This is a genomic window from Arthrobacter sp. BF1, from assembly GCF_056680215.1.
The window spans coordinates 1,779,117-1,805,699 of sequence record NZ_CM155271.1 but is presented as its reverse complement, the minus strand read 5'-3'; the positions used below and the strand labels follow the sequence as shown (position 1 = coordinate 1,805,699).

Below are 26,583 nucleotides of genomic sequence, written 5' to 3'. Positions count from 1 at the left end.
ACCATATTTCCCCCGGTTAACGGCCGGGCGGACATGCAGGACTGCCATGGCTAGGCTGGAGTGAGGTTCGGACCATGTGCAGATCCGCCATACACCTCGAGGAAAGGCCATCACCATGCCCTACGCCGTTGAACAGAACGAGAAGTTTGCCGCCTACGCCAACCCGGAGCGCCTGGTGTCCACTGAGTGGCTTGCCACCGCGCTGGAGTCGGGCGCCGTGGCTGACGGCAAGCTCGTGGTGGTGGAGTCCGATGAAGACGTCCTCCTCTACGAGACGGGACACATTCCGGGCGCCGTCAAGATTGACTGGCACACCGACCTCAACGATGAAGTGACCCGCGATTACGTGGACGGTGAGGCGTTCGCCGCCCTCGCGGCGTCGAAGGGCATCTCTCGTGACACCACGGTGGTTATCTACGGGGACAAGTCGAACTGGTGGGCCGCCTACGCCCTGTGGGTCTTCACCCTCTTCGGCCACGAGGATGTCCGCCTGCTCGATGGCGGCCGGGACAAGTGGATCGCCGAAGGCCACAAGCTGACCACCGACCGGACTTCGCCCACACCCGGTGAGTACCCGGTGGTGGAGCGCAACGATGCCCCGATCCGTGCGTTCAAGGACGATGTGCTGGCACACTTCGGCAAGCCGCTCATCGACGTCCGTTCCACCGAGGAATACACCGGCCAGCGCACCCACATGCCCGCCTACCCGGAAGAAGGCGCGCTGCGGGGCGGCCACATCCCGACGGCCGCGTCGATCCCCTGGGCACGTGCGGCCGCCGGCGACGGCACGTACCGCAACCGCGGCGAACTGGAGGCACTCTACCTCGGTGAGGCCGGCCTCAAGGAAGGCGACGACGTCGTGGCATACTGCCGCATCGGCGAACGGTCCAGCCACACCTGGTTCGCCCTGAAGTACCTCCTGGGCTTCGAGACTGTACGCAACTACGACGGCTCCTGGACCGAGTGGGGCAACGCCGTCCGTGTCCCGATCGCCAAGGGAACCGAGCGCGGCACGGTACCGGCGTAAACTGGACCTGATGAATACCCAAGCCCTCCCCGCCGCCCTGGCGGAAATAATCGACGACTTCCAGGCCCTGACCGAACCCGAGCGGCTCCAGCTGTTGCTGGAATTCTCCCAGGGGCTCCCTGAGCTTCCGGACCGGTTGAAGGACCACCCGGAACTCCTTGAGCAGGTAGTCGAATGCCAGTCACCTCTGTTCCTGACCATTGAGACGGAAAAGAACGACGCCGGCAGCCCGGCCGACGCGGTGCGGCTTTACTTCAAAGCACCACCGGAGGCCCCCACGACTCGGGGATTCGCCGGGGTGCTGCACGAAGGACTCGATGGGCTCAGCGCCGCGGAAATCCTGGCCGTTCCGGATGACATGCCCGAACTGCTGGGCCTCACGCGTGCCATCACCCCGCTGCGAATGAGGGGCATGACCGCCATGTTGGGACGGATCAAGCGCAAGGTCGCCGCCATCCAGCGGCTCGAGGCCTGAGGTCCAACCGAACTGGCCATGGGACGCAAGAGTTCTTCACAGGGAACGCCGGCAACAGCAGTATTGGCTGCTGCCGGCGTTCCCTTTGTGCTGCACCCCTACGTGCACGATCCGACCGCGGCCAGCTACGGCACGGAGGCGGCCGAAGCCCTGGGCATCGCCCCCGAAATGGTGTTCAAGACGCTCATGGTCGAAGTGGAGGGCAGGCTGGCAGTGGGAGTGGTGCCGGTCAGCGGAAACCTTGACCTCAAGGCCTTCGCCGCCGCTCTGGGAGCCAAGAAGGCTTCCATGGCAGACCCCGCTGCAGCCCAACGGCGCACCGGCTACGTCCTGGGCGGCATCTCGCCGCTCGGCCAGCGCCAGGCCTCACCGACAGTGATTGACGGGAGCGCACTCGGCCTCCGCACCATGCTGGTTTCCGGCGGCAAGCGCGGCCTGGATATCGAACTGGCCCCGGCCGAGCTTATCCGGCTGACATCGGCGGTCACCGCCAACATCGGCACGAACACGCCCTAGCCTTCGTTGCCCCGCGTCGACATGGCACGTGACGGCAGTTGCGGGCCGCCCGAACACTGCCGCGAAGTGTTATCCCGCCGGCTCGGGTTCCTCCGTACTGCGCTGGCCGGGGTTCGTCCGCGGCGCCAATTGAGTACGAAGCCACGCCTTGACCAAGCTATCCCAGCGCTCAGGATCGACGTTCCATTCCTTGGTGTGCCGGGCGCGGCTGAAGGTTTCAAACGTGACCATGTCGGGGTTCCGTTCGGCCAGGATGGCAGAGGGCTCATAGGGAACGTACTCGTCGTCGACACTGTGGATGATCAGGGTGGGCGTGCGGACCTCGACGGCACGCGCCACCCAGTCCATGGCCTTGAGGTCCACGGGCGCTGAAAGGCCGGTCAGCCTGCGCCCCAGCGGGTGGCCCAGCATCAGCTGACCGTAACGCCCCACCAAAGACGGAATCCTGTTCAGCTGGGCGTGGTGGGCCAGCACATTGACCCAGTTAATGACCGGCGCATCCAAAACCAGGGCCCGGATGAGGTGGCGGTGACGCGACAGGTCCGCCGTCTGCAGGCAAATGGCGCCGCCCATGGACCAGCCGAAAAGGACAATCTCCTCGGCACCGTTAGCCAGCGCATACTCGATGGCCGCTTCCACATCCCGCCACTCCGTTGATCCGAGGCCGTACCGGCCGTCGTCGGCAGAGGGGGCAAGTCCGTCATTCCGGTAGGAGATCAGCAGGCTGGTCAGTCCCAGCTCCCGCGCAGGAGCCACGGCGCGCAGCGCCTCCTGGCGGGTGGCCCCGCGGCCGTGAACCATGATGGCCCATATCGGGGCGCCGCCCTCGGCTTTGACCAGCCATGCCGGCGCCTGGCCGCCTTCGACGTCGATCAGCACGTCCTCGGATGCGATCCCGGCCGCTGCCGGATCCGGATAAAGCGCCCCGCTCCACCACCCGCGGCGGGCAGTGGCGAAGTCGCCGGCATAGACGGCCTCCACTTCCCGCAGGACTGTGCCGTCCGCCGGCGTGTAGGAGACGATCCGGCCGATCCGGGCGTGTCCCTTGCCGCCGTCGAAAAAGAAACCGTAGACACCCTCTACGGTTGTTTCCGGCGTAGCGGCCAGGATGACCTGCAACCGGTCGCCTTCACGGATGACCGCCAGGACTTCCTGGTCGGCCGCCCGTTGCTTGACAGGAGTGATCACCCGCCGGGCAAAGTAAAGGGCAAGGGCTGAGGATCCTGTGGCAAGCAGGCCGGTGAGGGCTCCGCCGCCTATGGCGCCGCCCAAAGCCCATTTGGCGCGCAGGGACATGCGGCCGTCGGCCTGGATGGGCGGTATCGCCGTCAACGTGGGAGTTCGCGTGGAAGGTGCCATGCAACCATTCTTACCGCCGAGGGCCGGTTGGCCACATTTCCACTGCCGTGGCGTCCTGTGCAGGCGCGAGTGCGCACGACTAGGCTGATGCCATGAGCGATCCAATCGTCATTCTGACTGAAGAACCCCTGGGTGCAGATGACCGCGTTAACATCCAACGGCTGGTGGACGGCTCGGACACCCGGCTTGTCCTGCTGGTCCCGGCGAACACCGAGCGGCATCTCGTGGTGGATTTTCTAGAGAATCTGTCCATGCTGGATGTCGCCAAAGCCTTCCGCGACCTGACCGCGCACGCCCCTGATCCCAGTGCTGAGCGGGCGGAGGCTGCCGAGACCCTGGCGGTCTCGCTGGCCGCCCTGGAAGGGCTGGGCGGCGGAGTCACCGGCGAAGTGATGGATGGCGGCGCCGTGAGTGGCCTGGTGGCCAAAGTGAAGGAACTCGGAGCCTCCCAGGCAGTAGTGATCACCCGGCCGCATGCGGTTGCGGACACCTTCCATACGGACTGGGCCAACAAGGCCCAGGACCAGTTGGGGCTCCCCGTGCTCCACCTGTATGCCGGTTCGGGATTTATCGGCGACTCCTGAGCGTTGACCAGACTATGAGTATTTTTGGAAAGAGCGTTTTCGGAAACAAGGCCACCGATTCCATCCACGCGTCCGCGCTGGGCGCCGGACCAGAGGCGTCGGAACCCGCCGTCCGGAAATCCGACGACGAATGGCGGCAGGAACTCAGCCCGGAGGAGTACCACGTGCTGCGGCAGGCGGGCACCGAGCGTCCCTACACCGGCGAGTACGTGGACACCCACGAAGAGGGTGTCTACCAGTGCCGTGCCTGCGGGGCCGAACTCTTCAGGAGCAACGAAAAATTTGACTCCCACTGCGGCTGGCCCTCCTTCTGGGCACCCCTGGCTGACGGCACCGTGCGGTACATCCATGACCGCGCCCTCGGCATGGAGCGGGTTGAGGTCCGGTGCACAAACTGCGATTCCCACCTGGGCCACGTGTTTGCCGGGGAAGGCTACGGCACGCCTACTGACCAGCGGTATTGCATCAATTCGGTGTCCCTGAAGCTGGTTCCACGGGGTGCGGACGGGCACCAATCCGCCTAGCCCTGAGCCGCCCAGGCAGAGGCCCGGCCGCACCTGACTGTGTCTCCGTGGCGCCCAAGCATGAGACTTTCTTATGCTTGGCCGTCTTTTGGGTTAGCGGCTCTGGTTGCTTGCTACGCTCGCCGTAGATACCCAAGCAATGCGAAAGGCTGAGGTCAATGACCGTCACCATCACCGCCGGCCCCACCAGGATCACCGCCACGAACCCCACCTGGCTGAGTCTCAGGACCGCTGCCGAATCCCTGCAGACGCTGCAGGTCCAGGACGGTTCAGTGCCTGAGCCGGGCCACCATGCCGCTGCCGCGCTGGAAGTCGCCGCCATCACCGACGCCGTCACGGAACTGGCGCCGCTCTTCCCGCACGACGCCGCCTACCTCACCGCCGTCGTCGCCGATTTCGAGGCTTGGGCGCAGACCGGTTTCGGCGTGCCGGACTTCCTGGCCTCGCTACTGGCTTTCCAGCCGCAGCTGCAGCGCCAGGACGGGCTGGCGCACCTTGTCATCTTCCCCATGTACACGCAGAACGGAAGCAGCAGCAGGCTGGTGGAGGCCGTCCTGGTGGAGGTTATCTGGCCCGAGTTCGTGGCTGAACTGGAGGCCGGAGACTATTCCAACAAGCTTTTTGTACCCATCCGGTTCCTGGACTTCACCCGCGGCTACAACACCAACTCGGCCGTGCTCTTCCCGGAAACCGTTGCTGTCCGGGAAACGCCGACCTACACCTGGGGCGCGATTTTCGCGGACCGTGAGGCTGCCCGCTTCCGCCGTGTCCTGCGTGCGGCGGCCGACATCACCTCCCTGGACCTTCCTGCCGGCGCCGCTGAACTCCTGGCCGACCAGGAACTGGCAGAGGCCACGTTTGTGATGTGGGACCTGATTCACGACCGCACCCACATGCGCGGGGACCTCCCCTTTGACCCGTTCATGATCAAACAGCGCATGCCCTACTTCCTGTATTCGCTGGAGGAACTCCGCTGCGACCTCACCGCGTTCCGGGAGTCCGTCCGGATCGAAAAGGACGACGACGCCCGGCCGGAAGCCCGCCGGCACGCAAAACTCGTGCAGTACGCCATCATCTTCGACCGGATCTTCCGCTTTGCGATCACCGGCAGCAGGGTGCGCAACTATGACGGCCTCGGCGGCCAGTTGCTCTTTGCCTGGCTACACCAGCACCACGTCCTGCACTGGACAGACACCCGGCTCCGCATCGACTGGGACCAGGTGCCGGACGCAGTCATCGCGCTGGGTACGGCCATCGATGACCTGTACTGGCGCTCCATCGACCGGCCCAAGACGGCGCATTGGCTGGCCGCCTACCAACTGGTTTCCAGCACCGTCACACCCAGCCCCGCATCAGTGTGGGCCAAGGGCACCGACGCGCTTCCGGTGTCCGGCCCGCCGCGCGGACTTACGGATCAGGTGCTGGATGACGAATTCCCGCTATCCATGTTCTACGAGGCATTGGAGAAAAAAATGCGCCCGGTCATCGAATCAACCGCAGGCATCACAGGAGCCTCCGCCCTATGAACGAACACAACCCATTGAATGTCCTGGTCACAGGCGGCAGCGGACCCTCAGGGATCGCCGTGGCCAAGGCGCTGCGGCAGGCCGGGTTCCGGGTCTTCACCGTGGGTTCAGACAAAGTGCGGATCGACGCCGCCGCAGCAAAAGCGGGCGACGGCGTCACTCCCCTGGTGTGCGACCTCGCTGATCTGGCCGCTGTCCGCACCCTCCGGGACGCGCTGGCCGAAACGGCCGGACGGATCGACGCCGTCATCCATCTGGTCGGCGGCTGGCGCGGCGCGAAAGGCATCACGGACCAGAGCGATGCCGACTGGGACTTCCTCGAGCGCGGCGCCATCACCACGCTCCGGAACGTGTCCCGGGCCTTCTACGACGACGTCGCCGCCTCCAGCAGGGGAAGGTTTGCCATCGTCTCCTCCACTGCAGTGGAGAAGCCGACGGCGGCGACCGCCAGTTACGTGGCGGCCAAGGCCGCTGCAGAAACCTGGACCTTCGCCGTGGCCGATGGACTGGCCCGCGCGGCCGCCGGCGCAGGCACAGAACTGCGCAGCGCCGCCGTCGTGCTTGTGGTGAAGTCGCTGGTGGACGCCGGACTCCGGCAGCAGCACCCGGACCGAACCTTCCCGGGTGCCACCGATGTCGACGACCTGGGGGCCACCGTCGTCGGACTTTTCAGCCGGCCGGCGACCGAGCTGAACGGCCGGCATTTGCGGCTGGCTCCTGAGCCTGGCTTCCAGGACGTCGCCGCCCTGGACCTGACCTCCCTAGACTGAGAACGTGAGCAAAGCAATGACAACCACGGCACCTGCCGCCGCCCTGACCGACCACGCCTCCGCGCGGCTGCATGATCCGTCGATCCGCGGCTTCGCGTCGGACAACTACTCAGGCGTCCACCCGGAAGTGCTGGCAGCCCTCGCGGCAGCCAACGAAGGCCACCAAGTGTCCTACGGCGAGGACGACTACACGGCCCGCCTGCAGGAGCTGATGGAAGAGCACTTCGGCTCCGGCATCGAGTGTTTCCCGGTGTTCAACGGCACGGGCGCCAACGTCCTCTCCCTGCAGTCCCTGCTCCCCCGCTGGGGTGCCGTGGTGTGCGCGTCGACGGCCCACATCAACATGGATGAGAACGGCGCCCCGGAACGCATCGGCGGCATGAAACTGCTGCAGGTCCCCACCCTGGACGGCAAACTCACGCCGGAGCTGATCGACCGCGAAGCATGGGGTTTCGGCGATGAGCACCGCGCCCAGCCGCTTGCCGTCTCCATCACCCAGACCACCGAGCTGGGCACCTGCTACACGCCGGACGAGGTCCGTGCCATCGCCGAGCACGCCCATTCCAAAGGCATGAAACTCCATATGGACGGCGCCCGGCTGGCTAACGCGGCCGCTCACCTGGGCGTGCCGCTGCGGGCGTTCACGCGCGACGCCGGCGTGGACATCCTCTCCTTCGGCGGCACCAAGAACGGGCTGCTGTACGGCGAAGTGGTGGTTGCCCTGAACCCCGAAGCCGCCCACGGCCTGGTGTTCCTCCGCAAGATGAACATGCAGCTCGCCTCAAAAATGCGCTTCCTCTCGGCCCAGTTCATTGCGCTGCTTGAGGGCGATCTGTGGCTCCGTTCCGCGGCGCACGCCAACGCCATGGCCGCCCGCCTTAGGGCGGCGGTGGAGACCATCGACGGCGTGGAGCCCACCCAGAAGACGGAATCCAATGGTGTGTTCGCGGTCCTTCCGGCCGGGGTGGCCGACCGGTTGCGGGAATCCTTCCGTTTCTATGACTGGGACGAAGCCGCCCGGGAGGTCCGCTGGATGTGCTCTTTCGACACCAGCGAAGAGGACATCGACGCGTTCGCCGCCGCGATCCGCCAGGAGCTTGCGGCCCACTTTGAAGGCAGGGCGGCCAGGTAGCATGACCGGCCGACGGCGAGCCTGCAGCGTGTGCCCGGTGCTGTTGCGTAATCTGCGATGGTGAACGCACTCGCCCAGGTTCCCCCGGAATTTCTCCACGCCTTGGGAACCCTCAGGAAGGCCCAATGCCGCAGTGAACTGCGCCTGGCGGAAATTCCGGCGCCGGCGCGGCTGGCACCGTTCGCAGTGGCGCTCGGTGCCGAGGTCATGGCGCCCGGTCCCGGCAGCGGCACCACCCCCGTCCACGGCCCCGCAGCCATGGCCCTGGCCGCCGCTTCCGGCACCGTGGCCGACGACGATACCGAGCTGGCAACCGGCCGGTTCATCCTGCTGCACGACCCCGAGGGATCGGAGGTCTGGGACGGCGAATTCCGCATCGTCACCTACATCCGGGCCCAGCTCGAGCCCGAAATGGGCAATGACGAGATGCTCGGCACCGTGGCCTGGACGTGGCTCGTTGAAGCCCTCGAGAACCACAAGGCCCCCTACAAGGCCGCCGGCGGGACGGCCACCCGCGTCCTGTCCGAGAGCTTCGGGACGCTTTCGGACCGGCCCGGGTCGATCGACATCGAGCTGCGCGCCTCCTGGACTCCGGCCTCATCGGATGTCACGGCGCACCTTGAGGCGTGGTCCGACATGGTGTGCACGTTCGCCGGCCTTCCCCCTCTACCCGACGGTGTCTCCGCCCTTCCGAACCGCCGCCGGAACTAGGACCGGTCATTGTCATTGAACAGGGATCGGTAAACTGAAGGAATCATGACCCCTCACATTCCGGATAACACCACAGCCGGCGCCCCGGCTGATGACACCACTTCCCACATCACGGTGGAAGGCTTCGACAGCCAGGTCCCCGCAGTCATTGACCTCGATGCACCCCGCGACGGCGTGCCGCTGGTCATTGAAACGCAGTCCGGGCTGGAGCGGTGCGCGGCTGCCATCGCCGCCGGAACCGGACCCGCAGGAGTCGATGCGGAACGCGCCTCAGGATTCCGCTATGGCCAGCGCGCCTTCCTGGTCCAGATCCGCCGCGAAGGCTCCGGTACCTGGCTGATTGACCCCGAACCGTTCGATGACCTGGCCATCATCAACGATGCGCTCAAAGGTGTGGAATGGATCCTCCATGCCGCCAGCCAGGACCTCCCCTGCCTGCTGGAGCTCGGCATGTGGCCGGACAAACTCTTCGACACGGAATTGGCCGCACGGCTGGCGGGTCTGCCACGCGTGGGCCTGGCCGCCGTCATCGAACAGCTGCTTGGTTTCGGCCTGGCCAAGGAACATTCTGCCGCCGACTGGTCCACCCGGCCGCTGCCGGAACCCTGGCTGCGCTACGCCGCACTGGATGTGGAAGTCCTGACGGAGCTGCGCGAAGAACTCATCGAACTGCTGGTGGCCGACGACAAGCTGGAGTTTGCGGAGCAGGAATTCGCCGCGATCCTGGCCGCTGGCGTAGCGCCGCCCAGGATTGACCCCTGGCGCAAGACCTCCGGACTCCACCAGATCCGCGACCGCCGCCAGCTGGCGGCAGTGCGTGAGATGTGGCTCGAGCGGGACTCGCTGGCGCAGAAGCGTGATGTTGCGCCGGGCCGGCTGATTCCCGATTCGGCCCTGGTGTCCGCGGCCAAGGCCATGCCCTCCACCGTGCCCCAGCTCCTGGGCACCAAGGGTTTCCACGGGCGGGCGGCGCAGCGCGAAGCGCCCAGGTGGCTCCGGTGCATCGCGGCCGCCAGGGAGCTTGAGGAACTTCCGCCCCTGCACCTGCCCACCAACGCCCCTCCTCCGCCGCGTGTGTGGGCTGACCGCGATCCCGAGGCTGCCCAGCGCCTGTCCACAGCCCGCCCGCTCCTGCAGGCGAAGGCCGAAGAACTGAACCTGCCGATGGAAAACCTGCTCACGCCGGACTACCTGCGTCGCGTGGCCTGGCGTCCGCCGTCGGACCTCAACGAAGAGTCGGTGGCCGCCGAACTCAGCTCCCTGGGCGCACGCGAGTGGCAGATAGACCTGGTGGCGCCGCTCATCACGGACGCCTTCCTCAACCCGCAGCCGCTGCCGGATAAGGAAACCAAGGCCACCGCTCCCGCGGAGTAACACCCCCTCATCGGACCCTTGCACACTATGTTACTCGTGAGTAACATAGTGACAACTGCCGTCCGGCCGAGCGCCGCCTGTTTGCCTCGGACGGCGCCAATGTCTCGATGAGGAGTAAACGTGAGCCAAGCCCGCCACAGCGGACAACACAGCAGCGGGTCCCCGCGCACTGTCCGCGACGTCGTTTTTGTTGACGGCGTCCGCACCCCCTTCGGGAAAGCCGGCGAGAAAGGCATCTACGCCGGAACCCGCGCCGATGATCTGATGGTGAAGTGCATCCGCGAACTGCTGCGCCGCAACCCCACCCTGCCCGCGGCACGGATCGACGAAGTAGCCGTGGCCGCTACCACCCAGACCGGCGACCAGGGCCTGACACTCGGCCGCACGGCCGCCCTTCTGGCCGGGCTCCCCCGCACTGTTCCCGGCTTCGCCATCGACAGGATGTGCGCCGGGGCCATGACCGCAGTCACCACGACGGCGAGCGGCATCGGCTTCGGTGCCTACGACGTCGTGATCGCCGGCGGTGTGGAGCACATGGGCAACCACCCGATGGGCTCCGGCGCCGACCCGAACCCGCGCTTTATGTCCGAGCGGCTGGTCGACCCGGCGGCACTGAACATGGGCAACACGGCCGAAAACCTGCATGACCGCTTCCCCGCAATCACGAAGGAACGGACCGACGCCTACGCTGTCGCTTCCCAGGACAAGCTGGCGGCGGCCTACGCCCGCGAGCAGATCCAACCTGACCTTGTTCCCGTGGCGTCCCTGAAACCGGGCCAGGGCTGGACGCTGAACAGCGTTGACGAGCCGCCCCGCCCGGGCACCACGCTGGCGGACCTCGCCGCCCTGCGCACGCCCTTCCGCGCCCATGGCCGTGTGACGGCAGGCAACGCGGCCGGCCTGAATGACGGCGCCACAGCCGCGGTCCTGGCATCTTCCGAGGCCGCCGCGGAACTGGGCCTTCCCGTCAAGATGCGGCTGGTCAGCTACGCCTACGCGGGCGTCGAGCCTGAGGTCATGGGCATCGGCCCCGTCCCCGCTACTGAAAAAGCCCTGAAGAACGCGGGACTCAGCATTGAGGACATCGGACTTTTCGAGATCAACGAAGCCTTCGCCGTCCAGGTCCTGAGTTTCCTGGACCACTTTGGAATTTCCGACGACGACCCCCGGGTTAACCGCTACGGCGGCGCCATCGCGGTGGGCCACCCGCTCGCGTCGTCAGGCGTCCGGCTGATGAACCAGCTCGCCCGGCAGTTCGAGGAAGACCCGTCCGTCCGGTACGGCGTCACCACCATGTGCATCGGCCTGGGCATGGGCGCCACCGTGATCTGGGAAAACCCGCACCATGCCGAGTACAGCGGCGCCGCCACCAGCGCGGCACCTGCCGAAACAGCAGCCGAAGCAACCACCGAAGGAGCCGCCGCATGAGCGCCGCAGAATTCACCAAGCTTGCCGAACTCTTTCCGAATGAAACTGTGACGCACTCCTACGTCCAGGACATCGAACTGCCGGCGGCGCCGGGGCAGCCAAACCCCGGGGTCTTTGCACTGATCACCCTCGACAACGGCCTGGATCACTCCAGGCCCACCACCCTGGGCCCGAACACCCTGGTTGAGCTGGGCACCGTCCTGGAGGGGCTGAAGGAGCGCGCCGCCCGCGGCGAGATCGTTGGCGTCGGCGTCACCGGCAAGCCCTACTTCCTGGTGGCCGGCGCGGACCTGTCCGCAGTCAAGTCTCTGGAGAACCGCGAGCACGGCCTCTGGATGGCCCAGCTCGGCCACGAGGTTTACGCCACGCTGGCCAACCTCGGCGTCCCCAGTTTCGCCTTCATCAACGGCGTTGCCTTGGGCGGCGGCCTCGAAATCGCCCTGCAGTCCACCTACCGCACCGTGTCCACCGGAGCCGGCGCCCTGGCACTGCCGGAAGCCTTCCTCGGACTGGTCCCGGGCTGGGGCGGCGTCTACATCCTGCCGCGCCTGATCGGCCCGGAGAACGCGGTCAAGGTGATGATCGAAAACCCGCTCAGCAACAACCGCACGCTCAGCGGGCCGCAGGCCTTCGAACTCGGCATCGCCGACGCGTTGTTCGAACCGGCCGACTTCCTGGAGCAGTCCCTCCTCTGGGCCGCGAAAGTCATCACCGGCGAGGCCGCTCCCGAGCGGGTCAACGAGGTCGATCCTGCAGACCCCGCCGTCGCCGGGCGCTGGTCAGCGGCCGTCAAGGCAGGGCGTGCGCTGGTGGAGGCCAAGACGTCCAACGCGTCCCCGGCACCGGCCAAGGTCCTGGACATCCTCGAGGCCAACCGCACCATGAGCCGGGCCGAATCGGCAGCCCTCGAGTGCGAGGCCCTTGCCGGGCTGATGCAGACCGACGAATTCCGTGCCACTGTGTACGCCTTCCTGGACCTGGTCCAAAAGCGGTCCAAGCGGCCTGCGGGCGCACCCGACCGGAAGCTCGCCCGTCCGGTCACCAAGGTGGGCGTGGTGGGCGCGGGGCTGATGGCAAGCCAGCTCGCGCTGCTGTTCGCCCGCCAGCTCAAGGTCCCGGTGGTCATGACCGACATCGACCAGGCCCGCGTGGACAAGGGCGTGGGCTATGTCCATGCCGAGGTGGACAAGCTGCTGGGCAAGAAGCGGATCAGCCCGGACGCAGCCAACCGCACCAAGGCCCTGGTGACGGGCTCTGTGTCCAAGGAAGCCTTCGCCGACGCCGACTTTGTCATCGAGGCCGTCTTCGAAGAGCTGAACGTCAAGAAGCAGGTCTTCGCCGAGGTGGAAGCCATCGTCTCGCAGGACTGCATCCTCGCCACCAACACCTCCTCCCTCTCCGTCACCGCCATGGCCGGGGACCTTCAGCACCCGGAACGGCTGGTGGGCTTCCACTTCTTCAACCCGGTGGCCGTCATGCCGCTCCTCGAAATCGTGCGGGCTCCCAAGACCGACGATGCCGTGCTGGCCACGGCATTTGAGCTGGCCAAGGGCCTGAAGAAGACGGCCGTCCTGGTCAAGGATGCACCTGCCTTTGTGGTCAACAGGATCCTGCTGCGGCTCATGGGCGAAGTGATAGCGGCGTTTGATGAAGGCACCCCCGCCGAGACTGCCGACAATGCCCTCCGCCCCCTGGGTCTGCCGATGACCCCGTTCACGCTGGGCGCCATGGTGGGCCTGCCGGTGGCGCAGCACGTCCAGGAGTCCCTGCACGCCGCGTTTGGCGACCGCTTCGAAGTGTCTGCCAACCTGAAGAAACTGATCGACAACGGTGTGAAGTCGCTCTGGGCTCCCGCCGCTGACGGCAGCCAGGAAATCCCCGCGTCCACGCTCTCACTGATGTCCTTCGGCACGTCCCCCTCCACCGCCGATGAAGTTCTGCACCGGGTGCAGGATGCGCTGGCCGAGGAGATCGGACTGATGCTGGCCGAGGGCGTGGTGGCCGGACCCGAGGACATCGATTTGTGCATGATCCTCGGCGCGGGCTGGCCCATGTTCCTGGGCGGCATCACCCCTTACCTGGACCGGGTTGGCGCCTCGGAGCGGGTGAACGGGAAGCGCTTCCACGCCCCGGGCGCCGCATCCAAAAAGCTCAAAATGTGAAGGTGCTGGCCGCCTACATCCTGTGCAGGCGGCCGGCATCCAGGCGCACCAGCCGGTGCGCCACGGACCGCGCGTAGGCGAGGTCGTGCGTGATCAGCACGACGGCGGCGCCCTCCGCTGCCGCTTGCCGTACCGCGGTTTCCAGCATGGCCAGTCCCTGGCGGTCAAGGGCTACTGTCGGTTCGTCCAGGGCCATAACCCGCGGCTGTCTGGCGAGCACCGTGGCCAGCGCCAGGAGACGCTGCCGGGAGGCAGGCAGTTCAGCGGGGTGCATTCCTGCTGCTTCCTCGAGTCCCACCGCAGCCAAAGCACGCCGTACCGAGGCTCTGGCTGCCGGGCCGCCAGCCAATCCAAAACCGACTTCCCGTTCCGCTGTCCGCTCGAACAGCTGGTCACGAGGGTTCTGGAAGAGCAGTCCGACGTCCGCGGCCACCCTGCCGGGAAACAGCCCGGCAATGTCCTGCCCGTTGATCCTGACGGTACCGGTCAGCGGTTGGAGCAGGCCGTTCAGGTGCCGCAGCAGCGTGGATTTTCCCGCTCCGTTCGGCCCGGTGACGGCAAGGATCTCACCGGGGTGAACTGCGAGGCTCACGCCGTCCAGGACGGCGGGGTTCGGCGTGCCGGCAGCGGGCCGCCGCGACCACTTCGGCGTGCGGGGCCCTGCGTAGGCAAAGCTCACGTCCTGAAGCTCCAGCGCGGGCACCCCTGCCGGCACGGACGCAACCCCGGCTGGACGGATGCCGGCCTGACCGGCCCGTGCTGAGGGTTGCGGCCGCTGGTTGTCTCTGCCGGAATCCGGCCGGATCACGGCGCTTGCAGCCAGCTCCGGGGAGGCGGCAAGTTGGGCGGGGGTGCCCTCAACAACCGACGCGCCGTGGCTTAGCAGGATGCAGTGGCCGGCGTCCGGCAGCAGGGCGTCCGCCTCCTGAGTCAAAACCACGACGGCGGTGCCACCCTTCACGAGGCTCCGCACCAGGACCGTCAGGGCCGCTGAGCCGTCGGTATCCAGGGAGGCGAAAGGTTCGTCGAGAACCAGCACGGCCGGGCCGCTGATCATGGCACAGCCGATAGCCAGGCGCCGGAGCTCACCCCCCGAGATCCGGGCCGGGTCACGCTCCAGGAGCTGGTCCAGCCCTGTCAGGGACGCCACCCGCCGCACGGCTTCCTGCATCTCAGCCCGGCCCGTCCCCAGGTTTTCGAGACCAAACGCCAGCTCCTCGGCCACGGTAGCACGGATCGTTGACAACGATGCCGCTGCGTCCTGCGGGACAAAGCCAACCTGGCGGCACCAGGCGGCCGGGTCGATCTGCGGGTCCCCGGGCGTTCCCCGGAACTCCAGCCGGGTGCCGGTTAGTTCCAGTGATCCTTCGAAAGCACCTCCGCTGCCGGGGCGGAGCCAGCCGGCCAGAAGCCGGCCCAGGGTTGACTTGCCGCTGCCCGAGCCGCCCAGGACTGCTGTCAGGGTTCCGGGGGCCAGGGACAGGTTGATACCGCCCAGCACCGGGGCTTCATCACCGTGGTAGGTGAAGCGCCTGATGTGTGCGGCCAGCGCCGGAGCCGAGGTCTGGCGCATGGCTAGGCGCCCGCCGTCGGGAAACCCAGCCGGGCGGCGACTGCCACACCGGCGGCAACAAGCAGCACCACCCGCACAACACGCTGGACTGGCGGATCCGGAACCTCGCGGTAGCTGCTGCGGGGGCCCTGGCCGCTGAAGCCGCGCGCCTCCAGCGCCTGGGCGCGCGTCCCGGCCTCCTCCACCATGCCCAGGACCAGCGGGACGGCCTGAAGGCGGAACGCGATCACCCGGTAAACCCAGCCCGGGCGGATCACCAGGCCCCGGGATTCTTGCGCCTGCCGGATCCGGTGCACTCGCGCGCTGATGGCCGGCAAGAGAGTGAGGGTCGAGGCAAGGACGTAGCCGAACCGTCCCTTAACTCCGCGCGACGACAGAGCCGCCACCAGGTCGGGAACGCTGACACTGAAGGAGAAGAGCAGCAGGGCAAGCACGGCTGCGGAAAGCTGCGCCACGCGCTCTACGGCGAAACGTAGCCCCTCGGAGGTCACCCGCGCCGGGCCCCACTGGGCCAGAACGGTGACGCCCTCAGGGAAGAAGAGCCCATGCAGCACCAGCAGGGACAACCCCAACGGAACCAGGACGGCGGCCGCCGCGGGCAGCATCCGGTTCGCGGTTCCGGTCACGAACGACCATCCAACGGCAGCGGCACAAACGGCAACGGACAACGGCAAGTAGGCTGCCGCCGTCGTGATGACCGCAATGCTGCCGGCAGCCGCCAGCGACGTCAGTGGGTGGAGGCGCATCAGGGGTGAGTCAGGAATCCTGGCCGGAGGCCTTGCCCGCCCGCACATCCGCTTCCGGGAGCACATCCTGGCCGGCCAGCACCCGGTGCCGCCGGACGAAAGGGAACTGCAGCCTGGTGCGGCGGGGCAGCGCATACACAAGAAGGGCCACGAGGGTGAAAACGATTGCCTTGTCCATCGGGTCCGAGATCAGGGCCTGCTTGGTGATGGCGGCCAGCAGGCTGTCCCCCATGGAGCGGAAGGCGCTGACGATGGCGCCGGTGGCCAGGCCGGAGGTGCCGCCGAAGACGAAGGCCGCAACGGGAGCCGAGACCACGCCCCCGATGATGCCCGTCAGGAATCCAGCCACGGGAACGAAGTAGAAGCGACGGAAGAGGCCGTAGCGCGCGGCGAGGCCGGCCAGGCAGCCGATGAGGGCCGCGCCCGCGGCGAAGGGCAGGACGGTGGGGTTGAAGAAGGACCAGACGATGCTGCTGAGGGCGCCGGTGGCAGCGCCGGCGGCCGGGCCGGCCAGAACTGCGATCAGCACAGTGCCGATCGCGTCAAGGTAGAAGGGCACCAGCGTGCTGCCGACGAACTGTCCCAGGACGATGTTCAGCACCAGGGCAACCGGAATCAGCACCAGCGTGGACACCGGCAGAGTGGGCAGGACGGCCACGATTAGCAGGACAGCGCCCACGAGGAAGCCGGAAAGAGCGATCAAAGCCGCGGCGCTGCCTGGCCCGCCGGTGATGTCGGCCGGCTGGTTGAGGACGAGATAGGTGTAGGTCCCTGCGATGGCCAGGGCTCCGAGGGTTTCCAGCAGCCGACGGTTACGGGCTGTGGCCGGCGTGTGCGGCGGCAGGGTGAGGGATGGCGATGACATGGCGTTCCTTTGGGGGAGGCAGGCTCTGACGCCCGGAATGCCGGGCGGCGCGGAACGCCGCCTATGTCACCTCGGCGGCAGCCGGGGGCGTCTGCGCCGGCCCGGGTCCGGCATCAGTCTACCGGGAAGCAGCCCGGCACGCGGTAGATAGTAGACTCCCTGACACCTGCCGTCCTGACTTTCCGAAAGGCCGAACCATGCCGCATTACGATCTCACCATCATCGGCTCCGGATCGGGAAACTCACTGATCACCCCGTTCTGGGACGACAAGCGGGTGGCCCTTATCGACGGCGGCGTCTTCGGCGGCACGTGTGTGAATGTCGGGTGCATCCCAACCAAGATGTTTGTCTACCCCGCGGCCCTGGCCGCCGTTCCTGCCGAAGCGTCGCGTCTCGGCGTGGACCTGACGTTGGACAAAGTGCGCTGGAATGACATCCGCGACCGGATTTTCGGCCGCATCGATGCCATCTCCGAAGACGGCCGGCGCTACCGGGCCGAGGAGCTGGACAACGTGGACCTGTATCAGGAATTCGTGCGCTTCACCGGACCCCGGTCGCTGCGGACCGACTCCGGAACCGATATCACGGCCGACCAAGTGGTGGTGGCCGCCGGGTCCCGGGCGGTGGTGCCGGACGTCCCGGGCATGGATCTCCCCCAGGTGCATACCTCGGACACCGTGATGCGCATCGACGGCCCGCCCAGGCACGTTGTGGTGCTTGGCGGGGGCTACATCGCGGCGGAGTTCGCCGCCATCTTCCACGGCTTCGGGTCCGAGGTGGTCCAGGTCAACCGCTCCCAACGGCTCCTCCGCGGCAACGACGAGGAAATTTCGCGGCACTTCGCCGAGGCTGCCGCCCGCCGCTGGAAGCTGGAGCTCGGCTTCTCGCTACAGGCGGTGGAGGACAACGGGGACGGCCGGGTCACAGCAGTGTTCGACGACGGCGACGGCAAGCAGTTGCGCCTCGAAACGGACATCGTGCTGATGGCCACCGGACGCGTGCCCAACACTGACCGGCTGGACGTCGGCGCGGCGGGCTTCGACCTGAACAATGACAAGACGCTGTCCGTGGACGCCCGGCTGCGGATTCTCTCGGACGGGGAACCGTTGGAGGGCGTCTATGCGCTGGGCGACATCGCCAACCGCTATCAACTCAAGCACGTGGCCAATCGTGAGGCGCGGGTGGTGGCCCACAATCTCGAACACCCGGACGGGCAGCGGAGTATCGACTACACGGGGGTTCCGTTTGCGGTGTTCAGTAATCCGCAGGTGGCCGCCGTCGGGCTGACGGAGGAGGAAGCCCGGCAGGACGCCGAAGACGGCACGGACATAGTGGTTGCCGTCCAGGAATACGGCAGCACGGCCTATGGCTGGGCCATGGAGGACGCCGAGGGAATCGTGAAACTCGTCGCGGCGAAGTCCACCGGGCGGCTGCTGGGTGCCCACATCCTCGGCCATGAGGCATCCAGCCTGATCCAGCCCCTGATCCAGGCGATCGCCCTGTCTACCCCTGTGTCCACCCTCGCGCGGGGACCGTACTGGATTCATCCCGCCCTGACCGAGGTGGTGGAAAACGCCCTGCTGGCGCTGGACGTGGACGTGCCCGACAACGCTCCGCTGTAGGGCCGGGTTTCTGCACAGTGACGGTTCAGCGCAGCCGCGCTGCGAGGGCCCCGATGGACCGAATCAATTCCCCGAACGCCTGTTCCGGGTTGTTGTCCGCCACGATCCGGGCATTGGGCGGGCGCTGCCACAGGTTCCGGTAGTCGGCTACGGTGGTCCCCATCAGCAGCGCCGATTCAACCTCCACGTCCACAGTGGCGAGGCGGGTGGCGTAGTCGAGGGTCCCGGCTGCCACACCGGCGGCGAAGTAGTCGTGGACGTGCGCCACGTAGCCCTGCCCGTAGAGCCGGTGGAACTCAAAGTAGAAGCGCAGGGCGTCGGACAGGTGCCGCACCAGCGGGCTGTCCGCGGTGCTCCTGAGCCCTTCGGGCTGCTTCGGCAGTACCAGCTCCCGCTCAGCGCAGCCGGCCGCCTCCGCGAGCCGCATCACATGTTCGGGCCGCAGCTCGATCCGCTCAGTGGTGTCCAGTGAACAGACAATGGGCAGCCGTTCCAGCGGCACACCGCGGTAGGCCGCGTAGACTTCCTTGGCCGCCTGCGGATCCACGTGGGTGTTCCATTCAGCGGTGGGGGTGGTGTTCCCCTGGTGGTAGAAGCTGCCGCCCATGATCACCACCTTGCCCAGCAGTTCGGGCAGCCTGGGTTCCCGCCGGATGGCCAGCGCGAAGTTCGTCAGCGGGGCTGTGATCAGCGCCGTCAGCTCCCCCGGGCTCTCCCGGGCCGCCTCAACCCACAGGTCGGCGGCGTGCCGCGCCGATACCGCCCCGGCGGGCGGCGGGAGGACAGCGTGGCCGACGCCCTGCAGTCCGTGGGTTTCCGGCGTGGTCACCAGCGGGATGGCGAGCGGACTTTCAGCGCCGACGGCGACCTGCACCCCGGTGCGGCCGCACAGTTCCAGCATGGCGAGGGTGTTTCGTGCCACCTGGTGCGCATCCACATTCCCCGGCGACGCCGTGACGGCGACGAACTCGACGTCGGGCAGCGAGGCGAGGTAGGCCAGCGCCAGGGCGTCATCGATCCCGGTGTCAACGTCCAGCAGGAGCCTGGTCATCGGCCGCGCCCCTAGAAGAGTGCGACTTTGGGGACCGTGGGAAAGATCCCGTCGAGTTCGTCCAGCTCAGCCGGCGTGGGCACCCAGGCGACAGCTTCGGCGTTCTGGCGGATCTGCTCGGGCCTGGTGGCCCCTGCGATCACGCTGCTGACTGCGGGCTGTGCTGCGAGCCAGGAGAAGGCCACCTGAATCTCGGACAGCCCGCGCTCCTTGGCGAAGGCGCTGAACCGCTGCAGCTGGTCCCAGTCGGCGTCGTGAACCATGTTGGTTCGCGTGTGGCTGAGCCGGGACCCTGCGGGCGCTGTGTTCGGCGAGTATTTTCCGGTGAGGAGCCCGTTGGCCAGCGGGAAGTACGGCAGGACACCCAGGCCGTAGGCTTCGGCGGCCGGCGTAACTTCCAGCTCGGCGCGCCGGTCCAGGAGGTTGTAGTGGTTCTGGGTGGAGATAAACCGGGTCCCGCCGGCGGCGCGGGCCACAAACTCGGCTTCGGCAATCTGCCAGCCGGCGCGGTTTGAGTGCCCGATGTAGCGGACCTTGCCGCTGGTGACCAGGTCATCAAGCGCTGCCAGGGTTTCCTCGATGGGGGTCAGCGGGTCCGGGGTATGGAACTGGTACAAGTCGATCCAGTCCGTGCCCAGCCGGCGCAGCGACGCCTCCGCCGCCCGCACGATGTAACGCCGGGAGCCCCTGGCACCAAAGTCGTTCCCGTTGGCTCCCCGGACATCCATGCCAAACTTGGTGGCCACCACGGCGTCGTCGCGCCGGCCGGCCAAGGCCTTGCCCAGCATTGTTTCGCTGAGTCCGGGCTCCCGGCCGTAATTGTCCGCGACGTCAAAAAGCGTTACGCCGGCGTCGAGTGCGGCATGCACGACGGCGTCAGTTCCGGCCTGCGACTCGGTCACCGTATTGACACGGCCCAGGTTGTTGCAGCCGAGTCCCACCACGGAGACGGACAGCCCGGACTTTCCCAGGCGACGGTATTCAGTCATGGATGTCCCCTAGACGCTGAAGCTGTTGGCGGGCTTCGCCGAGTGCTTGAGTTTGAAGTTTTCCGGGTCGGTAAAAGGTGCGGCACCGATGCTGAGCTTGGTGAAGTCCAAGTCCTCGCCGCGGCTGCAGACCTTAATGGCGTTCACAGCTTTGTTCACCTCGGGGCAGAGGCAGAAGATGTTGAGCTTGTAGTCGCTGAACTCGGAGCGTTCCACGGTTCCCAGCCCGCGCCAAGCCAGGTGGCTGATGATCGCGTCCTTGGCTTTTTCCTCGAGGTAGCGGTCACGGTCGGTGCCTTCCCTGGTCTTGAGGGCGAACTGCGCCACCACCCAGAACTGCTCCTCGTCCGGGATCTCGGCGTAGCCGTCCTCGGCGCACTGAACAGCGAAGGCGTCCATGAGGCCCTCCACCGCAGCGGCGTCCGCAACGTCTGTTTCTTCGGTTTTGCTCTGGTGGCCCACCACGCCGTAATTCATCACGAACTGGCTGTAGTCCTCGTCGAACCAGCCTTCACGGAAGTGCAGCACTCCCTCGTCATCCCGTTTGTAGACCCTGATAATTCCGCTCATGACCGTCCCTTCGTGAACCATTCGACGTCTGAGCCGTCGAACGGTGCCTGTTGTGCCTTGACGGCCTGATAAAGCTCTTCTGCGGCAACCTGGATGTCCTGCACCAGGCGGTCCGGGTAGTTCATGGCGACCGCGTGCTCGGCAAACTCGTCCTGGTCGTCGATAAAGACGCCGCGCCCGTCCATCCGGATGACGTCCAGATCCATGTCGATCACATGGAACTCGCTGACCGCGGGCCGAATCTCTGTCCATTCGTGGCCCACTGCCAGGTCAACGTAGACCCGGACCCCGTTGGGATGTGCGGAATCATAGAAGGTGGCAACCCAGTCCCCCGACCGCGGCACCAGCAGCACGGCATCGGACCGGGTGTAGAACGCGGCGCCGGGCCGGGAACAGAACTCGTTGGTTCCCTGGAAGATCCACCAGCCGTGCCGGTCCTCCCCCAGGTACCGTCCCGGGACCACCCAGTGGGCTTTGCCGTTCCATTTCCTGTTCCGCGCCACCACCAGCTGGCCTGGCTGGAGGCCTGCAGGAACCCTCGTGGTGCTGGTATGCCTGGCCGGGCCGTATTCCCCTGCGGCACCGGGATACTTCAGGGCGTCTTCGTCCCTCACAGAATCGGGAGGCTGCCGGTAGTGGGATGCTCCTGGCCTGGCAAGGGACGCGCAAACGGAACCTTCGTCCCCAAAACCTGCGCGACGACGTCGTGCGTTATCTGCTGTGCCGTCAGTCCCACCCGTTCCATCACCTGGCTCCTGGTGCCGTGGTCAAGGAACTCTGCGGGAAGGCCCACCTCGTTCAAGGCGGTGTCCACCCCGGCGGCGCGCATCTCCTGCCGGATCCGTGATCCCACTCCGCCTGCCCTGACGCCATCCTCAATGCAGATAACCAGCCGGTGGTGCGAGGCCAGCGCAATGATGGAGCGGCGCACGGGCAGCACCCACCGCGGGTCCACCACAGTGGTGCTGATGCCCTGGGCGCCGAGCCGGTTGGAGACGTCCAGCGCAAGTTCGGACATGGAGCCCACGCTGACAATCAGGACGTCATTTTCGGTGGAGCCTGCGGGGCGGCGGGCCAGCACGTCCACACCGTCGGTGAGGCGTTCGATGGCTTCCACCTCGGCTCCGACCGTGCCTTTGGAGAAACGCACCACAGTGGGGGCATCACTGATGGCCACGGCTTCGCGGAGCTCTTCGCGCAGGCGCGAAGCATCACGCGGCGCGGCGAGGTGCAGCCCGGGCACAATCTGGACCATGGCCATGTCCCACATGCCGTGGTGGCTGGCTCCGTCCGGACCGGTCACGCCGGCGCGGTCCAGCACAATGGTGACGCCGGCCTTATGCAGGGCAACATCCATCAGGAGTTGGTCGAAGGCGCGATTGAGGAAGGTGGCGTAGACGGCCACTACGGGATGGAGCCCGCCGAAGGCCATGCCGGCGGCTGAGGTCAGTGCGTGCTGCTCGGCAATGCCGACGTCAATCACGCGGTCGGGATGCTTGGCGGCAAACTTGTGCAGGCCCACAGGGATCAGCATGGCGCCGGTGATGCCAACGATGTCGGCCCGCTCATCGGAGATGGCTGCGATTTCGTCGGCGAAAACAGACGTCCAGGACTGTGCCCCCGACGCGCCGGTGGGTTCACCGGTTTCGGGGTCGATGATCCCCACGGCGTGGAACTGGTCAGCTTCATGAGCCCGGGCCGGAGCGTAGCCGTGGCCCTTTTCGGTCATGGCATGGACAATCACCGGTCCGGCATAGTTCCGGGCCGTGGACAGGGCATGTTCCATGGCCTGGAGATTGTGGCCGTCAACCGGGCCGATGTACTTCATGCCGAGGTCCTCGAACATCCCCTGCGGCGCCCACCAGTCCTTGACGCCCTTTTTGATGGCATGCAGGCTCTTGTAGGTGAACTGGCCCACCGGGCCGCCGTTCTGCAGCTTTCGCTTCCACCAGTCGAGCGTTCCTTCGTAGGCCGGGGTGGCGCGGAAGGAGTCGATGGTGGGACGAAGCGAGGCGAGGTAGTCGGCGAAGCCACCGACCGTGGGCGCATAGGAGCGGCCGTTGTCGTTGACAACGATCACCACCCTGCGGCGCTTGTCTGCCGCGATGTTGTTGATGGCTTCCCAAGCCATGCCGCCGGTCAGCGCACCGTCACCAACCACCGCGACGACGTAGCGGTCGCCTTCTCCGGTGAGCTGCCGGGCGCGGGAAATGCCGTCCGCCCAAGAGAGGGACGAGGATGCGTGCGAGCTTTCCACGATGTCGTGCTCGGACTCTGCGCGGGACGGGTAGCCGGACATGCCGCCCTGCTGGCGCAGGGTGCTGAAATCCTGGCGGCCGGTCAGAAGCTTGTGCACGTAGGACTGATGGCCGGTGTCGAACACGATGCTGTCCCGCGGCGAATCGAAGATGCGGTGCACGGCGAGCGTCAGTTCCACAACACCGAGATTGGGGCCAAGGTGCCCACCCGTCTGGGAGACGTTGGTGATCAGGAAACTCCTGACCTCATCAGCCAGTTCTTCGAGCTGCGTCTGGGACAGCTGATGCAGGTCCTGCGGTTTCCGGATGGTGTCCAAGATTCCCAAATGACCCCTCCTTCGGGTGGTAGACGTGCCTGTTAACTCTAACGCCTTGGGTGAAATGCAAAGCCGAAGCCCCGGCTGGTCGTTGACCGGCCGGGGCTTCGGGAGGATGCTGCGGTTCAGATGCCTGCTAGTTAGCGGTGATCTGACGCAGGACGTACTGCAGGATGCCACCGTTGCGGTAGTAGTCCGCTTCGCCCGGGGTATCGATGCGGAGGACCGCATCGAAGGACTTGGCGGAACCGTCTTCTGCGGTGGCAGTGACCTTCAGGGTCTTGGGCGTGGTGCCTTCGTTCAGGGCGGTGACGCCCTCAACCGAGAAGGTTTCCGTGCCGGTCAGGCCCAGGGTGGCCGCAGATTCTCCAGCCGGGTACTGCAGGGGCAGGACGCCCATGCCGATCAGGTTGGAGCGGTGGATGCGCTCGTAACTTTCGGCGACGACGGCCTTGACGCCCAGGAGCGCCGTGCCCTTCGCAGCCCAGTCACGCGAGGATCCGGAACCGTATTCCTTGCCTGCCAGGACCACCAGCGGGGTGCCGGCTGCCTGGTAGTTCTGTGCGGCGTCGTAGACGTAGGCCTGCGGCGCGTCGGCCTGGCTGAAGTCCCGGGTGAAGCCACCCTCGACGCCGTCCAGGAGCTGGTTCTTGATGCGGATGTTCGCGAACGTGCCGCGGATCATGACTTCGTGGTTGCCTCGGCGTGAGCCGTACGAGTTGAAGTCCTTGCGCTCCACGCCGTTGGCCAACAGGTACTGGCCTGCCGGGGTGTCCGACTTGAAGGAACCGGCAGGGGAGATGTGGTCGGTGGTGACCGAATCGCCCAGCTTCAGCAGCACGCGTGCGCCAGTGATGTCCTGGACGGGTTCCGGCTGCGCCTTCATGCCCTCGAAGTACGGGGGCTTCCGGACGTACGTGGAGTTCGGATCCCAGGCGAACGTGTCACCGGCGGGCGTGTCGAGCGCCTTCCAGCGAGCGTCGCCGTCGAAAACGCCTTCGTAGCCGCGGGCGAACATGTCCTTGTCGATCGAGGAATCGATGACCTGCTGGACCTCAACCGGGTTGGGCCAGATGTCCTTCAGGAAGACGTCGTTGCCTGCTTCGTCCTTGCCCAGGGAATCGGTGTCGAAGTCGAAGTCCATGGTACCGGCCAGGGCGTAAGCGATGACCAGCGGCGGTGAGGCCAGGTAGTTCATCTTCACGTCCGGGTTGATGCGGCCTTCGAAGTTGCGGTTACCGGAGAGCACTGCGGTGACGGAAAGGTCGTTGGCCTGGATGGCCTCGGAGATTTCAGCGTCCAGCGGGCCGGAGTTGCCGATGCAGGTGGCGCAGCCGTAGCCGACGATGTAGAAGCCGAGCTTCTCCAGATACGGGGTCAGGCCGGACTTCTCGTAGTAGTCGGTGACTACCTTTGAACCCGGAGCCACGGAGGTCTTGACCCACGGCTTGGACATAAGGCCCTTGTCGACGGCGTTGCGCGCCAACAGCGCGGCTGCCAGCATCACCGACGGGTTGGACGTGTTGGTGCAGGACGTGATCGAGGCGATGGACACCGCTCCGTGGTCCAGTTCGAACTCGCGGCCATCTTCGGTCTTGATGTGCACCGGGCTGCTCGGACGCCCGTGGGCGCCGTTCGCTGCGGACACAACACGAGTGGTCTCGGTGGTGTGCGAGTCGGCGTGCGTGAAGGACGGGGCGTCCGAAGCCGGGAACGATTCGTCCAGGGACTCGTCCACGCTGCCGTCTTCGATGGCGACGTAGTTGTGGATGTCCTTGCGGAACTGCTCCTTGGCATCCGTGAGCTCGATGCGGTCCTGGGGACGCTTCGGGCCGGAGATGGAAGGAACAACCGTGGACAGGTCCAGCTCGAGGTACTCGGAGAACTTGATCTCCTTGGAAGGATCGTGCCAGAGGCCCTGTTCCTTCGCGTAGGACTCCACGAGGGCGACGTTCTGTTCGGACCGGCCGGTGAGGCGCAGGTAGTCCAATGTGACGTCGTCGATCGGGAACATTGCGGCCGTGGAACCAAATTCCGGGCTCATGTTACCGATGGTGGCGCGGTTGGCCAGCGGCACAGCCGCAACACCTTCGCCGTAGAATTCCACGAACTTGCCCACTACACCGTGCTTGCGGAGCTGCTCGGTGATGGTCAGCACCACGTCAGTGGCGGTGGCGCCGGCCGGGATGGACCCGGTCAGTTTGAAGCCCACAACGCGCGGAATGAGCATCGAGACGGGCTGTCCCAGCATGGCCGCTTCGGCTTCGATGCCGCCAACGCCCCAGCCCAGGACACCCAGGCCGTTGACCATGGTGGTGTGTGAATCGGTGCCAACGCAGGTGTCGGGGTAGGCCCGGACAACGCCGTCGATTTCGCGCGTCATGACAGTGCGTGCCAGGTACTCGATATTGACCTGGTGCACGATGCCGGTTCCCGGGGGAACAACCTTGAAGTCATCGAACGCCGTCTGGCCCCAGCGAAGGAACTGGTAACGCTCGCCGTTGCGCTGGTATTCGATCTCCATGTTGCGCTCCAGCGCGCCGGAGTTACCGAAAACGTCGATCTGCACGGAGTGGTCGATGACCATTTCCGCCGGAGCCAACGGGTTGACCCGCTTGGGGTCACCGCCGAGTTCCTTGACCGCTTCACGCATGGTCGCCAGGTCCACCACGCAGGGGACGCCGGTGAAGTCCTGCATGATCACGCGGGCAGGCGTGAACTGGATTTCTGTATCGGGCTGGGCATTGGGATCCCAGCCGGCCAAGGCACGCACGTGATCGGCAGTGATGTTCGCGCCGTCCTCGGTCCTCAACAGGTTTTCAAGCAATACCTTGAGGCTGAACGGAAGGTTTTCTGCACCTTCAACGGAGTTCAACCGGAAAATTTCATATTCGGTTCCGGCTACATTAAGTTTGCCTTTTGAACCGAAGCTGTCCACTGTGCTCATCGCAGGACTCCTCTCGCAACAGTTTCATCTTTGTCGCGCGGTAGACCGCTTGCTAGT

General features: G+C 66.2%; 23 protein-coding genes. 13 read left to right on the top strand and 10 right to left on the bottom strand.

Going from position 1 to position 26,583, the window contains the following annotated elements; genetic code table 11:
* Positions 1-115: 115 nt before the first annotated feature.
* Genes AC1MCD_RS08400 through ybaK form a run of 3 tightly spaced genes read left to right on the top strand, consistent with a single transcriptional unit; the run spans position 116 to position 2,018 of the window.
* On the top strand, positions 116-1,027 hold the full coding sequence (locus AC1MCD_RS08400) for a sulfurtransferase (RefSeq protein ID WP_498677573.1): 912 nt from the start codon (positions 116-118) through the stop codon (positions 1,025-1,027).
* Between the two features lie 10 nt (positions 1,028-1,037).
* On the top strand, positions 1,038-1,502 hold the full coding sequence (locus AC1MCD_RS08395; RefSeq protein ID WP_498677571.1) for a SufE family protein: 465 nt from the start codon (positions 1,038-1,040) through the stop codon (positions 1,500-1,502).
* 18 nt (positions 1,503-1,520) lie between these two features.
* Positions 1,521-2,018, top strand: a complete 498-nt coding sequence (gene ybaK, locus AC1MCD_RS08390) for a Cys-tRNA(Pro) deacylase (RefSeq protein ID WP_498677569.1) — start codon at positions 1,521-1,523, stop codon at positions 2,016-2,018.
* A 69-nt stretch (positions 2,019-2,087) separates the two neighbouring features.
* On the opposite strand, the gene AC1MCD_RS08385 is transcribed toward ybaK, so the two are convergent.
* Positions 2,088-3,377 (bottom strand): alpha/beta hydrolase family protein, encoded by a 1,290-nt coding sequence (locus AC1MCD_RS08385; RefSeq protein WP_498677568.1) that lies wholly within the window; start codon positions 3,375-3,377, stop codon positions 2,088-2,090.
* A gap of 92 nt (positions 3,378-3,469) precedes the next feature.
* On the opposite strand from AC1MCD_RS08385, the gene AC1MCD_RS08380 reads away from it, so the two are divergent.
* The 9 genes from AC1MCD_RS08380 (at position 3,470) to AC1MCD_RS08340 (ending at position 13,588) form a co-directional block, all read left to right on the top strand.
* Complete coding sequence (locus tag AC1MCD_RS08380) at positions 3,470-3,961, top strand: hypothetical protein (RefSeq protein ID WP_498677567.1); 492 nt, start codon at positions 3,470-3,472, stop codon at positions 3,959-3,961.
* A 14-nt stretch (positions 3,962-3,975) separates the two neighbouring features.
* Positions 3,976-4,485, top strand: coding sequence for a peptide-methionine (R)-S-oxide reductase MsrB (gene msrB / locus AC1MCD_RS08375; RefSeq protein WP_498677565.1), 510 nt, complete (start codon positions 3,976-3,978; stop codon positions 4,483-4,485).
* 158 nt (positions 4,486-4,643) lie between these two features.
* Positions 4,644-6,011, top strand: a complete 1,368-nt coding sequence (locus tag AC1MCD_RS08370) for a DUF6421 family protein (RefSeq protein ID WP_498677564.1) — start codon at positions 4,644-4,646, stop codon at positions 6,009-6,011.
* Positions 6,008-6,781 (top strand): SDR family oxidoreductase, encoded by a 774-nt coding sequence (locus tag AC1MCD_RS08365; RefSeq protein ID WP_498677562.1) that lies wholly within the window; start codon positions 6,008-6,010, stop codon positions 6,779-6,781. Before AC1MCD_RS08370 ends, AC1MCD_RS08365 begins: the two co-directional genes overlap by 4 nt.
* A 16-nt stretch (positions 6,782-6,797) precedes the next feature.
* Positions 6,798-7,913, top strand: a complete 1,116-nt coding sequence (locus AC1MCD_RS08360) for a threonine aldolase family protein (protein ID WP_498678239.1) — start codon at positions 6,798-6,800, stop codon at positions 7,911-7,913.
* Between the two features lie 57 nt (positions 7,914-7,970).
* Positions 7,971-8,624: a DUF3000 domain-containing protein gene (locus AC1MCD_RS08355; RefSeq protein ID WP_498677560.1), complete on the top strand. Its 654-nt coding sequence runs from the start codon at positions 7,971-7,973 to the stop codon at positions 8,622-8,624.
* A 45-nt stretch (positions 8,625-8,669) separates the two neighbouring features.
* The gene (locus AC1MCD_RS08350) at positions 8,670-9,998 is read left to right on the top strand and encodes an HRDC domain-containing protein (protein WP_498677559.1); all 1,329 of its coding nucleotides are present in this window, start codon (positions 8,670-8,672) and stop codon (positions 9,996-9,998) included.
* A 120-nt stretch (positions 9,999-10,118) separates the two neighbouring features.
* On the top strand, positions 10,119-11,426 hold the full coding sequence (locus AC1MCD_RS08345; RefSeq protein ID WP_498677557.1) for a thiolase family protein: 1,308 nt from the start codon (positions 10,119-10,121) through the stop codon (positions 11,424-11,426).
* Complete coding sequence (locus AC1MCD_RS08340) at positions 11,423-13,588, top strand: 3-hydroxyacyl-CoA dehydrogenase NAD-binding domain-containing protein (protein WP_498677556.1); 2,166 nt, start codon at positions 11,423-11,425, stop codon at positions 13,586-13,588. The genes AC1MCD_RS08345 and AC1MCD_RS08340 overlap by 4 nt, the downstream gene beginning before the upstream one ends.
* A gap of 13 nt (positions 13,589-13,601) precedes the next feature.
* On the opposite strand, the gene AC1MCD_RS08335 is transcribed toward AC1MCD_RS08340, so the two are convergent.
* The 3 genes from AC1MCD_RS08335 to AC1MCD_RS08325 are packed head-to-tail and all read right to left on the bottom strand — an operon-like array spanning position 13,602 to position 16,772.
* The gene (locus AC1MCD_RS08335; protein WP_498677555.1) at positions 13,602-15,161 is read right to left on the bottom strand and encodes an ABC transporter ATP-binding protein; all 1,560 of its coding nucleotides are present in this window, start codon (positions 15,159-15,161) and stop codon (positions 13,602-13,604) included.
* Between the two features lie 2 nt (positions 15,162-15,163).
* Positions 15,164-15,907: an energy-coupling factor transporter transmembrane component T gene (locus AC1MCD_RS08330; protein WP_498677553.1), complete on the bottom strand. Its 744-nt coding sequence runs from the start codon at positions 15,905-15,907 to the stop codon at positions 15,164-15,166.
* A 10-nt stretch (positions 15,908-15,917) separates the two neighbouring features.
* On the bottom strand, positions 15,918-16,772 hold the full coding sequence (locus AC1MCD_RS08325) for an ECF transporter S component (protein WP_498677552.1): 855 nt from the start codon (positions 16,770-16,772) through the stop codon (positions 15,918-15,920).
* A 197-nt stretch (positions 16,773-16,969) separates the two neighbouring features.
* Here AC1MCD_RS08325 and AC1MCD_RS08320 point away from each other — a divergent pair, with 197 nt between their 5' ends.
* Complete coding sequence (locus AC1MCD_RS08320) at positions 16,970-18,394, top strand: mycothione reductase (RefSeq protein WP_498677550.1); 1,425 nt, start codon at positions 16,970-16,972, stop codon at positions 18,392-18,394.
* Between the two features lie 25 nt (positions 18,395-18,419).
* On the opposite strand, the gene AC1MCD_RS08315 is transcribed toward AC1MCD_RS08320, so the two are convergent.
* The 6 genes from AC1MCD_RS08315 to acnA form a co-directional block, all read right to left on the bottom strand.
* Positions 18,420-19,445, bottom strand: a complete 1,026-nt coding sequence (locus AC1MCD_RS08315; protein WP_498677548.1) for a nucleoside hydrolase — start codon at positions 19,443-19,445, stop codon at positions 18,420-18,422.
* Between the two features lie 11 nt (positions 19,446-19,456).
* Positions 19,457-20,434: an aldo/keto reductase gene (locus tag AC1MCD_RS08310; protein ID WP_498677545.1), complete on the bottom strand. Its 978-nt coding sequence runs from the start codon at positions 20,432-20,434 to the stop codon at positions 19,457-19,459.
* 9 nt (positions 20,435-20,443) lie between these two features.
* Positions 20,444-21,004, bottom strand: coding sequence for a hypothetical protein (locus AC1MCD_RS08305; protein WP_498677544.1), 561 nt, complete (start codon positions 21,002-21,004; stop codon positions 20,444-20,446).
* A complete protein-coding gene (locus tag AC1MCD_RS08300; protein WP_498677542.1) occupies positions 21,001-21,618 on the bottom strand; it encodes a DUF402 domain-containing protein in 618 nt (205 codons plus the stop codon). The genes AC1MCD_RS08305 and AC1MCD_RS08300 overlap by 4 nt, the downstream gene beginning before the upstream one ends.
* The gene (dxs, locus tag AC1MCD_RS08295) at positions 21,615-23,588 is read right to left on the bottom strand and encodes a 1-deoxy-D-xylulose-5-phosphate synthase (RefSeq protein WP_498677540.1); all 1,974 of its coding nucleotides are present in this window, start codon (positions 23,586-23,588) and stop codon (positions 21,615-21,617) included. Before dxs ends, AC1MCD_RS08300 begins: the two co-directional genes overlap by 4 nt.
* Before the next feature lie 127 nt (positions 23,589-23,715).
* Positions 23,716-26,526 (bottom strand): aconitate hydratase AcnA, encoded by a 2,811-nt coding sequence (gene acnA, locus AC1MCD_RS08290; RefSeq protein WP_498677539.1) that lies wholly within the window; start codon positions 26,524-26,526, stop codon positions 23,716-23,718.
* Positions 26,527-26,583: the final 57 nt, after the last annotated feature.